This window comes from Methanimicrococcus blatticola (genome assembly GCF_004363215.1).
Lineage (GTDB): Archaea > Halobacteriota > Methanosarcinia > Methanosarcinales > Methanosarcinaceae > Methanimicrococcus > Methanimicrococcus blatticola.
Window position 1 is genome coordinate 171,102 of record NZ_SNYS01000007.1, and the last position, 12,558, is coordinate 183,659.

Genomic DNA, 12,558 nt, shown 5'->3' on the forward strand with positions numbered 1-12,558 from the left:
AATTAAAGCCACGGAAGCGTTTAAGGCGCCGTGCTTTTGTCGGGCACAAACAAATGAGACATATCAACGGATTCATGTTCAAGCAATTTAATTTTTTTATCAATGCCGCCGGCGTATCCTGTCAGGCTGCCGTTTGATCCGACAACGCGGTGGCAGGGAATAATAATCGAGATGGGATTATGACCCACTGCGCCCCCGATTGCCTGCCCCGACATGCTTGCTTTATTCATGCGGACGGCAACAATTTTTCCGATTTCGCCGTAAGTCATGACTTCGCCGTACGGAATTTCACACAAAACATCCCATACCGCCTGACGAAACGGCGTGCCTTGAGGAGATAACGGTAATTCGGAGACGAACGGTTTTTGACCGGCAAAATATTTGTCCAGCCAATTTCGGGCAGCGGCAAATACCGGCAAATCCGGATTTTCAATCAATTCTTCCGTCACGGTTCCGGCAAAATATTTTTGTCCTTCAATCCATAAACCGATTAAATGATCACCGTCGCTTGCAAGCGTAATTAAACCGAAGGGGGAGGGGTATTGCGCTGAATAAAACATATTTTTCTTCCTTATTGAATATTTGACAATGTTTTGCAAAGTTTATAGTTTGTTGTATTTATAAAAAAAGGCAGATCAGTTATGGAAATAAAATAAGATCAATAAAGAGAGGATGAAAAATCATTTGCAGAAGAAGACAAAATCATCTAAGAGGGAGATAAATTTTAAAAAAGAAAGAATAAGCGCCGCCTACAGGGCTCGAACCTGTGACATTCTGGTTAACAGCCAGACACTCTACCATCTGAGTTAAGGCGGCATAAGCCGATTTGAAAGATTGTTGTATTGTATATAAATTTTATGACCGAATTGGTTTGAATTTGTTTTCGGATAAACGTTGTATTACCAACAGTTATAATTCATACATTTCATTATGAGTATATAAGGTTTTTGAGTGGGCCTGACAGGATTTGAACCAGTGACCGCTCGGTTATGAGCCGAGCACTCTAACCGCTGAGTTACAGGCCCGTGTTGCAACGTATTAAAACAATACATTGGATAGCGTTTTGACATTAAAATACTTTCGAAAAACTGAGCAGAATTTTTAAAAAATTTTTAAAAATGATTTGAAACAAACAAATTCATCATAAATCATAATAAAATTAAAAATAATGAAAGAATAACGAAAATATATTAAAACACGAAGCGCCGCCTACAGGGCTCGAACCTGTGACATTCTGGTTAACAGCCAGACACTCTACCATCTGAGTTAAGGCGGCTCACGTTCTTGAAGCGAAATATTCAAAGCGTCCGATTATATTTAAACATTTTGAAAAAAGAAAGCGTATTCAATTGGAAAAAGAATCAAAAAACAAAAAACAAAAAACAAAAACCATTTTAAATTCAGACTTAAAACCCAAAGCAACCGCCCGCTAATTTACGTTCCGAACTGAGCGAAGCGAAGAGAGGAACGGAAATTAGCGGATTCGTACCCAGCCGATACAGCAAAAATGAAAAAACGCTTTTTATTCAAATTTTGCTGCCCGCATTTGCTTTGTTCTTGTTTCAGTCTTGCTGCGTGTCTGTTTTGCTGCGTGTATCTGTTTTGCTGCGTGTCTGTTTTGCTGCGTGTATCTGTTTTGCTGCGTGTGTCTGCTCTTTCTTAGAACACCCGTTCGCTTGCGCGAACGGATCCGCTGCCACCTTACGGTTTATGTTGCCGCTGCTACCTTACGGTTTGTGTTGCCGCCGCTACCTTACGGTTTGTGTTGCCGCTGCTACCTCCCATTTGTGTTTACCGCGGCAACACCTGCCGCGCGCGAACGGCACAAATTTAAAAAAGAAATAAAAAACGAACCCTGCGTTTTAACAAAAAATGAAAACGGAATCACGTTTTTTTAAAAAGAAAAATAAAGTCTGAGTTTTTGTTTTTATTCCTCAAACCTCAATCAATTCATATTCATGCGTCCCGAGTCCGATTTCTTCGCCGTATTCGATTTGGCGCCAACCGTTGACATCTTTCCAAACGCCTTTGAATTTGTCTTCACCGGGATTGTGATTGTGCCTCAATTTGCTGTTTTCAAAACCAATGCTTTGGTTGACTAAATCATAACAGGCTTGATCCAATGCAATCGGATCATCGGATGCCAAAATGCCGATGTCGGGAACAATCGGCGCGTCACTCCAGGAAGCGCAGTCGCAATCGGGCGTCACGTCCATTACAAAAGTCATGTAACAGACTTTTCCTTTTTTATTTTTCACGGCGCCGTAAGCATATTCGGTCATGCGGTCGATGAATGCGGGCACACGACCCCAGTCATGGAAAATCGCGTCTTCCGGACAAATCATGCAATGACCGCAGCTGAGACAGGTCGCGCCGATGATGTGCGCGCCGTTGTCCGTCATCTCAATTGAGTTTGCCGGACAAGCGTCCATGCATGCGCCGCAGGAGGTGCATTTGTCGGGATTGACTTCCGGCTGAGCCGCTTCATGCTGCTCCCATTTGCCGCGAACAGAAGCGCATCCCATCGCCAAATTTTTCACCGCGCCGCCGAAGCCGGACATGATGTGTCCTTTGAAGTGCGTCAAAACAACCATAGCGTCAGCGTTGACGATGTCGGCTGCGATTTTGACTTCTTTGAATTCTTTCAGATTTACGGGAACGGAAATTTCGTTGTCGCCCTTTAACCCGTCAGCGATAATGACCGGAACGCCGAGCGCCGCGTAATTAAAACCGTGAAGAAGAGCGGTTTCGATGTGGTCAGCCGCGTTTCTGCGGTAGCCGATGTAAAGCGTATTCGTATCGGTGACGAATGGAGACGCGCCTGTTTTTTTAATGCTGTCCGTGACGGCGCGGACGAAAACCGGATTGATGTAACCGTCGTTGCCGCGCTCACCGAAATGAAGTTTAACGGCTGTCAAATCGCCTTTTGACAACATACCGTCAAAACCGGCTGCCTTGAACAAACGTTTGATTTTACAGACTTTGCTGTCAGATGTTCGACGCGCTCTGAAATTTGTAAAGTAAACTTTTGATGCCATTATATCCCTCTCTGAATAATGATTAATGATTAAAAGAATGATAAAAATTATGATAAAAATAAAAAGATAAAAGTAAAAAGAATAAGAACAGAAAGCTTAAAGCCGTTTTCCTTTCAAAACGATCAGCTCTTCAAAAGAAACCTTATCTGTCCCGACGACTTCGGCAAAAAATCCGTTTTTCTTCATTTCCGCTGTAACTTCATCCAATCCCGTAATGGACGAAATGAGAAGCAAAAAGAAACCGCCGTCTTTGAGATAAGCGCCGACTTCACTTAAAAACCGGTCAATGCTGTCGCGCCCGGAAATTCCGCCGTCAAATGCATAATTAAGCATGCCGCTCACTTTTTCATCATCAGATGTCGGCAAATAAGGCGGATTAAATAAAATCATATCAAAACCGAGCGGCTGTTTTTCAAAAATTTCAAACATATCGGATTCAATCGCGCGAACGCCGTTCATTTGAGCGCAGAGGACAGCAGCCGGATTAATGTCAACTGCCGTCAGATGCAAATCAGGAATATTGTTTTGAAGAAATGCGGAAACAAACCCGGACCCGCAGCCGACTTCTAATACAAAATTTTCGTTGCCGTTTTCATTCAATTTATCAGACGATTCCCTGCCGACCACATTTGATTTATTAACAGTTTGAAATTTTGAAAATTCAGAAACGGCACATTCCGCCATCAAAAAAGTATCTTCGGCGGGTTCGTAAACGTCTTCCAAAACAACAACTTTTGTTCCTTTGTATTCCGTTTTTGTAACAATAACGGGCTGACACGCGGCAGTGTTTTGAGTCATTCGAATTCCGACCCCCCCTCTTGATTTTATGATTTTTGGCGGTAAAGCATATTTGAAAAATGTGCGATGTCTGCCGGCGACAATTCTTCGGCGCGCATGGATAAAATATCGCCGACGGTTTTATCTTGAAGTGATTCAGAAACGGCATCGTTTGCAAACGGCTGCTCATACATTGTTTCTAAAATGTCTTTCAGATTCGGCATTTCTGTTTTCAGCGGACTTCCGAGAAGTGTATTTTTGATTTTCTTCCGGCGCTGGCTGAACAATGCTTTCGTGACCGAGAAAAAGAATATTTCATCGTCAACCGAATAAGCAGCCGGCCTCGGCTTAAGGAGAATGACTGCGGAATCCACTTTCGGCGCGGGCTCAAAAGATTCTTTCGGAACTTTCAAAATCAAAGACGCGTCTGTTTTGTATTGGACATGAACGGAGAGACGCCCGTATTCTTTGCCACCGGGTTCCGCTGTTAAACGCTGCGCGAATTCGTATTGATACATGAGAACAGCGAGATCGAAATCGTGTTTCAGAAACTTCAACGTGATGTCAGAAGAAATTGAATACGGCAGGTTGGCAACGATTTTATTGAACGGCAGATTTGATAAATCGATATCCATGACGTTTCCTTGGATGATTTCAATATTTTCGTAGACGGAAAGGCGTGATTTGAGAACGCTGACCATTTGAGGGTCGAGTTCAATGATAATGAGTTTGGAAACGCGCGGCGCAATCCGTTCACTGAGATTACCGATGCCGCCGCCGATTTCAAGAACAATATCGGACGGTTCCAGTTGAGCAGCGTCAACAATTTCATCTAACGCAGCGGCATCCGTTAAGAAATGCTGATCCATTTTGCCGCCTTTGACGCCGTATTCTTTGAGAATTTGATAAACCATAATACATCTCGTTTTGATATTTTAAAAATGTTAACTTTGATATTTTATTTTGATATTTTATTTTGATATTTTAAAATGAATTTGAAATTTTAAAATGATATGGAAATTTTAAAATAAATTTGAAATTTTGATTATAATTCTGAATAATTTTGATTAAACTTTTGAATTTTAAAAACAGAAATAAAAGAGATCAAAATAAAAAGAAAACGGGTGAAAATCACCCGTTGTTTATTGTTGTTTTTAATATTTTTGATGTTGTTGGGAATTGAAATTAATCTCTTCTGCCGTAACCGCCGCTGCGGTTGCCGCCGTCGCGCCCGCCGCCATGCCCGCCACCGTGGTTGCTGCCATGCCTGTTGTCGCGGTTACCGTGACCGTGCGAACGACCGCCTTCTTCGTGCGGCTGTGTCAGCGCGCGAGACGGCTGAGCTGCAAAGACGTAGTATTTTTGATCGCCTTTCATTTCTTCAATAATGCGCTGAACAATCAATTTTTCAGGATTATGAAGTGCCGGAACACGGGTTTTTAAGTCGGCGAATCCTTCAAACGGTCCTTTTTTGGATTCTTCCAAAACATCCAGCATCAATTTTTTACCGACACCGGGAAGCAATTCCAAACTGTTCTGACGCATGGAAAGCGGTGCTGCTTTGCTGAAAAACTGAATGAAACGTTCTTCGTTGGCAATCACATAGTCTTCTAAAACCAGCGGCAGTTCCATTTTTGCGCCGTTGGAAAGATCATCGTAAGGAATGCGTGATTTGACGCGTTCGACATACTCTTCGTCTCTTCCGCCGATATGTGTTTTAATATGGACCGGCGGGATTTTGCCTTCAATCGGAATGAGTTCCATCAAAATGAGTTTGTTGTCGCCGAGTGCGTGAATGAGCGGCTTTTTTTGGTAAACGGGACGGTTATCCGTTTCTCTGCCGTACGGGAGATAATCCAAAACCCAAACCCATTCTTCGCGGTCATCGCGTCCGCTCTCTTGCTTGCGGTCGCCATGGCGTCTGTGCTCAAACGTGGGATCTGCTCTCGGTCTGTTCGGGATTTCATCAGTCATAATATATACTCTCCGTTATTGTGATTGAGATGACGGTTTCAAATGTGCCGATGATTGACACTGGTCACTCTTTATAAGTTATAAATCATCTCGGATTTGTTCAAATACAATTCTAATTTTTATTCAGTTGTTTATATAGTTAACACCTTGTGTTGTTTAATAATCAAATAAGCATATGCCCTCGATCGAAACCCGATTCACGATCGGATTCCGATTTTTATTTTTTATAAGATATGTCTAACTCAATAATGATTCTATTTATTCACTTCAAATATAAATAGGAGACTCATATAAAAGAAAAAGAAACAAACAGTAAAGAAAGAAAAAGAGATTAAAAAAAGTAAAAAGGATATTAAAAGAGAATAAACGGTAAAAAATATGTTCGAACTTATTCAACTCATTCAATCCTTTGATTTTTACATAATTCTTCAAATTTACCAGACCGGCGGAATTTCATTTATAGACACGGTCGCCGTCCTTTTTTCTTATGCAGGAAGCCTTCGCCTCGGCGCGCTTTTTCTCTGCCTCTTTTTTTGGATGAAAAAGGAAACCCGCCCGATAACATTCATTTTATTTTCAGCCGTTTTACTCAGTGCCGGCATCACATGGATCATAAAAGAAATCATCGACCGCCCGAGGCCTTACATTGAACTCGGTTTAACAGCAGCGGACATGCTGATTCGAACAGATCCGACCGTTTCGTTCCCGTCCGGTCACACCGCAACGGCATTTACAACCGCGACGGTTGTCGCCCGATATTTCAAAAAATGGGCGATTCCCGCTTTATTTTTAGCATGCCTCGCGGGACTTTCCCGAATTTATTTATTAGTCCACTACCCGTCAGATGTTGTGGCAGGCGCGCTGATTGGGATCATGTCGGCTGTTTTTGTAATATATTTCTATCAAAAAATAATTCAAAGAATGGAAAATGAAAAATTGAAAATCCCGTTTTTTGAAAAATAAAAACCGAACGCCGATTAAACCCTAAAAAATAAACCAACTATTTGTTTTGGGTTTTAACGGGCGTTCAGGTTTGATAAAATAAACAAAAACGGATTTTGGTTTTGTTTAATTTGAAGAAAATCTCACAAACGACCGCAATTCAAGATTTTACGAGCGAAGCGAGTAAAATTGAAGAATTGCGGATTATTCCCCGCCGTTGATAAACCCGATTCGACAAATAATTTAGTCAATTACAATTTAGCCAATTTACGATTTAGTCAATTTAAAATCTAGCCAATTTAATCAATTAAATCCGACAGAATCTGTTGTTTATTCAACGAATGGGACGAATCTCCAACTCCTTCTTTCACTCGCTAACGCTCGTGAAACGCGTCGTTGGAGGCGGTTGTTTTGGTTTTTCAATTATATTGCTAAAACCCAAACATCGCTTTTTTTGAAAATTAATAAAAAATGAACGCCGATTAAATCTTAAACTCAAAAATCGGCATTTCATTTCGGATTTTATCGGGCGTTCGGATTTATTGAAAAAAAATGAAAAACGATGTTTGGTTTTTGTTTTAATTTGATGAAAAGTTCAAATACGACCGCAATTGAAATTTCATGAGCGGAGCGAATGAAATTGAAAATTGCAGGTTATTCCCCGCCGTCGCTAAACTCGATTCCACGAATAATTTGATTAATTTACAATTTAGCCAATTTACAAAAATCATAACAGAAATAAAAAACGAAAGCATCCGCTTTCAGATTTTAATAAAATAAAAAAGAAATGAAAAGTAAAAAGAATGAAAAAGAAGTCTCGAATTATTCGAGAACTTCAAGAATGTGGGTGGTAATGTTAGATTTACCGCCGGTGCTTTCGGATAAGGTTCTGCCGCAAACGTTGCAGACGACCTTTCTGCTGGCACTGCCGAAGATAATCTGTTCATTTTCACAGTCGTTGCATTTCACGCGCAAGAATCTGCTTTTGGGTTTGTTTGTATAATCTGCTGCCATTGTGCTCACTCCACGAATTCGAATTTCTTTGCTCTGAAGCCTTTTCTCTGGTGTGCTTTTTTGCACTCGTTACATCTGTATTTCAATGCAACTTTCTTGGTCGGTTTGTCGCCGCCGGGAACCTTAGAGAATTTACCGGCGTTACCGATACCGGTCTGTCTTTTCTTTTGTCTGGCAATCATTGTAAGAGAGGAGGCTTTGCCTTTCTTAACTCTCTCCAAAGAGATTTCCGTGTGCTTTTTGCAGAACGGGCAATATGTTTTAATGGTCTTGGGCATCTTCATGATGTTTCACCTGCGATTCCTTAATAACATCCAACGGGATAAGCCCCGCCGAATTCAAATAAAGTACAAAAGGATCCGTTGCCGGAATGACATCATCGGTCGCGCGCTTCTGAACGAATCAGTACGCCGTTTCTCACAATAAATATCGGGACGCACATCCCGGTCAAGACATAAGATGCAGAAAATGAATAATTCATTCCCGCAACATCAGGACTCAGGATTGCCTTCGGAACTGCCGGTTATACCTTGAGCGACACCGCGTTTAATCAGCAAATTCGCATTCGCGGCCGGCAATTCGACCTCATCCTGCGCTTTTAACTGATAAGTACGCTTATCTTCGCCCATAAATTCAGGTAAATCCTTTAATATTCGGACAAAAACGTAATTCTCATTTATAACATTTGCGGAAGATGCAGGTGCCTGATTTGTGGTGGGTGCGGCAGGCCTGTCAGAAACGGCTGTCTCTTTGGCGGGCGGTTCCTCCGACTTTGGCTGAGATTTCGGCTCACTCTTTTGAATCGGCATCTGACCTTTTGATTCGGTTTTAAAAACGGGTTTTTCCGATTCCTCTTTGTCCGCATCTACCAAATCAGCAATCAATGCGGTGCGCGCTTTTAAAATTGCGCGAAGAACATCTTCATAAAGTTCCTGTTCCGCCGGCAATAATTTGTCGACATCTTTTTTCAAAAGAATATTTTTAGAATTCGTAAAAGCGCCTGACGTTGCGCGTTCCACCACTTTGCCGGCGCGCTTCATGAAAACGGTTTCAACATCCGTGACAAGACCGGAAAGTTCGTCTTCCAGCATCTTGTATTCAACAGACCTCGGGCGACCGATTTTTACCATTTCGGATTCCAGTTCTTTAGCGGCTGCTGTCGCCGTCGAATAGAAATCTGACGGAATAGGTTTCAAATCGCGGGCCTTCTCCCTGCGAACCGTTTGTTTAACCTCTTCAAGCGTTTTATCAATATCCATAATTTGCAACTCCCCTGCACATCAAGTATACAGCGGCGTATTCGGGAAGTTCTTCCTTCCCTTCGACCACGGAAAATTCCTGTCCGTTGAGCAGGAACGAAAACGGACGCTGAATTCGAACCTTTGTCGGTTTGTCATCAAACGCCAGCGAATTCGTTAGCGGATTATAATCAGGCAGCTGATCGAATTTCAGTGTCTGCACTTCAAAGCCCGAGCCGCCGTGAAGCGATCCCGGGAAACGAATCAGTCTCTTAATGTCACCCGTCACCGGCTCGTCAACACTGGCGCCGGCATCGACACCGAATTCCGCGACGGTTTTTTGAATGATATACTCAATAATTCCTTTAAAATCTTTGACGGGAAAATCCAATCGTCCTTTGTCTGTGATTTCGGAAAGCAAAGACTCATCCGATGCAAACCCTGCCAGCTTTTTTAAAGTGGCATCACCTGCTATTTTATTCTCCTTTAAGTCTTTAAACATTTCCTTAGGATTGTCTTTTCCTTTCTCAGCTTCAGTTTTCAAATAATCAACGACATATCCGGCGATGCGTTTGCCCCAGCCGTTTTCATACCCTTCCAAAACCCATTTCGTCGGAATTTTGCCGCGCTTGCCCATGAATTCTTTAGAACCCGAGCCGGTATCGCCGACCATTGCGACTTCTTTAAAGAAGAATTTGAAATCCAAATCGCGCCCGCTGATGTAATTCACAATTTCACGGCGCTCGGCACTGTCCAGTTGAGAGATTTTGTCATCGTAAACGTGGAAGTGATAACCGCGGCCGCCGGAAAAGACGAGTTCGATGTTGTCTTCGGAAAACCCGAAATCATCCGTTAAAAAATCGGCGAGCTTGAGCGACTCCGCTTTCACGTGATCCAGCATATCGGAATACGTCATTTTCGCGCCCGGCAAGTGATCGGCATCCAAATCGAAAATCAGATCCGCGCCTTTCCACCCTTTTTGATCCATGCGCGGCGCGCCCGGCATATCGTAATAAGCAACAGAATAATAAACATGCGCCGGTGCCATGCCGATTAAATATTCGGAAACTTCATTGAAAGAGCCGAAATATTTGTGGCGTTTCATAATGACATCGGGCATCGGGTCAAATGAAATAAATCCCCATTCCCGCGACGTGAAAGAGGGCGGAAGCTGGAGATTTAAATTTTTATAATGCGCTTGAAATTTCGCCTTTAAGAAACGCTTTGTCAGCTCGTCCATTTTCACACCGGTTTGATAAAACAATAGAATTCAGAGATAATAGAAATAAAATTCAGATTTAGAAACTCTGAATGTCGATAATATTTATAGACATTTTGTTATTATATATCTTTCAATGAAACAAGAAATGACGAGCGCGGATGTGGCCGCGATTGTTGCGGAATTAACAACCGGAGAAACAACTCTTCTCGACGCGAAGATCGAAAAGATTTACCAGCCGGATGAAAATGAGATCCGGATTAACTTATTTGCCAGAAACCGCGGCCGAGATAATTTAATTATCGAAAGCGGCAGACGCCTGCATATGAGCAAATATCTGAAAGAATCGCCGAAAGTCGCGCAAAGCTTTCCGATGCTTCTTCGAAAATACATCATGGGTGCCAGAATTATCTCAATCGAACAGCACGAATTTGACAGAATTATCAAAATCGGACTTCTGCGCGGCGGTGAAGAAAGCATTCTGATTGCCGAGCTTTTTTCCAAAGGAAACATCATTTTGACCGACAAAGAAGGAAAAATCATCCTCCCGATGAAGCCGGTCACGTTTAAAGAGCGCCGCATTCGCTCGGGCGAAATTTACGAACTGCCGAAAAATCAAATCAATCCGATGAAAACAAGCGTTGAAGAAATGAAAGAAATTCTTTCAGCGTCCGACAGAGACGCGATTCGAACGCTTGCCAATCAATTCAATCTCGGCGGCCTTTATTCGGAAGAAGTTTTCAAGAGATGCAGTGTTGATAAAACAAAACCGGCCGCCGAATTAACGGATGACGAAATTCAAATTATTTATGATACGATTAATGAAATGCTTGACCCGATTCGAAAAAGCAGTTTCAGTCCGAGACTGATTTTAAAGGAAAAGAAAGAGAACGGGAAAACTGATTCAAATTCGAATAAAGGAAATGGGGGAGCGGTATCTGTTGCGGCCGACGCGCCGGCAGACAACGGCACGGCAGCAGGCAGCGATACGGCAGCAGACGGCAACACCGCCGAGCCGGCACCTGCCTTCACGCTGCCGCCCGGAATGGAGATTGCCGATGTTGTGGCACTCAATTTGGCGCAGCATAAAGGTTTGCCTTTTGTCGAATTCAAAACATTCTCGGAGGCGTTGGATGAAGCATTCGGAAAAGCGGCGCTCAAAGAAGTTGAAGTGAAAAAGGAAGAAATCAAGCAGGATAAAAAACTCGGGATTTACGAGCGCCGCTTGAAACAGCAGACGGAAACGATTGAAAAATTTGATCGTGAGATTGAAAAGAATACGAAAATCGCCGAGTCGATTTATTCCAATTACGCTTTTGTCGAGTCGATTTTAAATGTTCTCAACGGCGCGCGTGACAGTGGTCGCTCCTGGGATGAAATCAAGAAAATCATTGAAGGCGCCAAAAAGGAAAATTCAAACGAAGCCGCCAAAGCGATTGTTTCCATTCAGCCGGCAGACGCCTCCGTGACGGTGGATTTGACGGACTACAAAGCCGTTCTTGACATTCGAAAAACAATTCCGCAAAACGCCAATGTCTATTACGACCAGGCGAAAAAGTTTGAGAAAAAGAAAGACGGTGCCATCAAAGCACTCGCCGACACGCAAGCGATTATTGAAAAGAAAGAAAAAGAGAAGAAGGAAGATAAATCCAAAGGCACCGACTTTGTCCTCAAACGAAAAAAGCATTGGTACGACCGCTTCAAGTGGTTCACATCCTCTGACGGATTTTTGGTTGTCGGCGGCAGAGATTCCGATTCCAACGAAGAAATTTTCAAAAAATACATGGAAAAACGCGACTTCGTTTTCCACACCCAACACCCCGGCGCGCCGCTCACCGTCATTAAAACGGAAGGAAAGGAAGTGCCTGAAACAACGCTCTTTGAAGCCGCAACGTTTGCCGTTTCCCACTCCACACTCTGGAAAGGCGGCAACGCATCCGGCGATTGTTACATGGTCAAAGGCGACCAGGTGTCAAAAACGCCGGAATCAGGCGAATACGTCCCGAAAGGATCGTTTATCATCAGAGGGGAGCGCCGCTACTTTGAAGACGTGATGCTTGAACTCGCCGTCGGCTTAGAGTTAAAAGCCGAGACGCGCGTCATCGGCGGCCCGATTTCAGCCGTCACGAAAAACGGCACATACGTTTGCGAAGTGATTCCCGGAAAATTCAATCAAAACGATTTGTCGAAAAAGATGTACCGCCTTTATACCGATGTTTTCCCTGATCAGAAATTTTTGAAACAGATTGCATCGCCTGATTTAATTGCGATGGTCATGCCGCCGGGTGAGTCAGATATCAGAAAAGGACCTGACGGTGTAAAAGCGAAAAAAGAATCTGAAGAATAAAAGGAAAGA

At 43.0% G+C, this 12,558-nt stretch carries 12 protein-coding genes and 3 tRNA genes; 3 read left to right on the forward strand and 12 right to left on the reverse strand.

Going from position 1 to position 12,558, the window contains the following annotated elements; genetic code table 11:
- Positions 1–20 precede the first annotated feature (20 nt).
- The 4 genes from C7391_RS04060 to C7391_RS04075 form a co-directional block, all read right to left on the reverse strand.
- The gene (locus C7391_RS04060) at positions 21–560 is read right to left on the reverse strand and encodes a methylated-DNA--[protein]-cysteine S-methyltransferase (RefSeq protein WP_133517279.1); all 540 of its coding nucleotides are present in this window, start codon (positions 558–560) and stop codon (positions 21–23) included.
- Positions 561–743: 183 nt separating this feature from the next.
- Positions 744–816: transfer RNA gene (locus tag C7391_RS04065), tRNA-Asn, on the reverse strand.
- A gap of 136 nt (positions 817–952) precedes the next feature.
- Positions 953–1,025 (reverse strand) — tRNA-Ile (locus C7391_RS04070).
- Positions 1,026–1,203: 178 nt separating this feature from the next.
- A tRNA-Asn gene (locus C7391_RS04075) sits at positions 1,204–1,276 on the reverse strand.
- 308 nt (positions 1,277–1,584) lie between these two features.
- Between C7391_RS04075 and C7391_RS04080 the strand changes: the two genes are divergently transcribed.
- On the forward strand, positions 1,585–1,845 hold the full coding sequence (locus tag C7391_RS04080) for a hypothetical protein (RefSeq protein ID WP_133517280.1): 261 nt from the start codon (positions 1,585–1,587) through the stop codon (positions 1,843–1,845).
- A gap of 89 nt (positions 1,846–1,934) precedes the next feature.
- Here C7391_RS04080 and C7391_RS04085 read toward each other — a convergent pair whose 3' ends face one another.
- The 4 genes from C7391_RS04085 to C7391_RS04100 all read right to left on the reverse strand — a co-directional run bounded on the left by C7391_RS04085 (position 1,935) and on the right by C7391_RS04100 (position 5,789).
- On the reverse strand, positions 1,935–3,038 hold the full coding sequence (locus C7391_RS04085; RefSeq protein ID WP_133517281.1) for a DUF362 domain-containing protein: 1,104 nt from the start codon (positions 3,036–3,038) through the stop codon (positions 1,935–1,937).
- A 96-nt stretch (positions 3,039–3,134) separates the two neighbouring features.
- Complete coding sequence (locus C7391_RS04090) at positions 3,135–3,836, reverse strand: HemK2/MTQ2 family protein methyltransferase (RefSeq protein WP_133517282.1); 702 nt, start codon at positions 3,834–3,836, stop codon at positions 3,135–3,137.
- A 26-nt stretch (positions 3,837–3,862) separates the two neighbouring features.
- Positions 3,863–4,729, reverse strand: a complete 867-nt coding sequence (rsmA, locus tag C7391_RS04095) for a 16S rRNA (adenine(1518)-N(6)/adenine(1519)-N(6))-dimethyltransferase RsmA (RefSeq protein ID WP_133517283.1) — start codon at positions 4,727–4,729, stop codon at positions 3,863–3,865.
- A 271-nt stretch (positions 4,730–5,000) separates the two neighbouring features.
- On the reverse strand, positions 5,001–5,789 hold the full coding sequence (locus C7391_RS04100) for a DUF655 domain-containing protein (protein WP_133517284.1): 789 nt from the start codon (positions 5,787–5,789) through the stop codon (positions 5,001–5,003).
- A 378-nt stretch (positions 5,790–6,167) separates the two neighbouring features.
- Between C7391_RS04100 and C7391_RS04105 the strand changes: the two genes are divergently transcribed.
- Complete coding sequence (locus C7391_RS04105; protein WP_133517285.1) at positions 6,168–6,752, forward strand: phosphatase PAP2 family protein; 585 nt, start codon at positions 6,168–6,170, stop codon at positions 6,750–6,752.
- 801 nt (positions 6,753–7,553) lie between these two features.
- Here C7391_RS04105 and C7391_RS04110 read toward each other — a convergent pair.
- The 4 genes from C7391_RS04110 to priS all read right to left on the reverse strand — a co-directional run bounded on the left by C7391_RS04110 (position 7,554) and on the right by priS (position 10,223).
- Positions 7,554–7,745 carry a 30S ribosomal protein S27e gene (locus C7391_RS04110; RefSeq protein WP_133517286.1) on the reverse strand — a complete coding sequence of 64 codons (192 nt, stop codon included), beginning with the start codon at positions 7,743–7,745 and terminating at the stop codon, positions 7,554–7,556.
- 5 nt (positions 7,746–7,750) lie between these two features.
- Entirely contained in the window at positions 7,751–8,029 is a 279-nt protein-coding gene (locus tag C7391_RS04115; protein ID WP_133517287.1) for a 50S ribosomal protein L44e, read from the reverse strand.
- 207 nt (positions 8,030–8,236) lie between these two features.
- Complete coding sequence (locus tag C7391_RS04120; protein WP_133517288.1) at positions 8,237–9,004, reverse strand: DNA replication complex subunit Gins51; 768 nt, start codon at positions 9,002–9,004, stop codon at positions 8,237–8,239.
- Positions 8,994–10,223: a DNA primase catalytic subunit PriS gene (priS, locus tag C7391_RS04125; protein ID WP_133517289.1), complete on the reverse strand. Its 1,230-nt coding sequence runs from the start codon at positions 10,221–10,223 to the stop codon at positions 8,994–8,996. Before priS ends, C7391_RS04120 begins: the two co-directional genes overlap by 11 nt.
- 115 nt (positions 10,224–10,338) lie before the next feature.
- Between priS and rqcH the strand changes: the two genes are divergently transcribed.
- Positions 10,339–12,549: a ribosome rescue protein RqcH gene (rqcH, locus tag C7391_RS04130; RefSeq protein ID WP_133517290.1), complete on the forward strand. Its 2,211-nt coding sequence runs from the start codon at positions 10,339–10,341 to the stop codon at positions 12,547–12,549.
- The last annotated feature ends 9 nt before the right edge of the window (positions 12,550–12,558 follow it).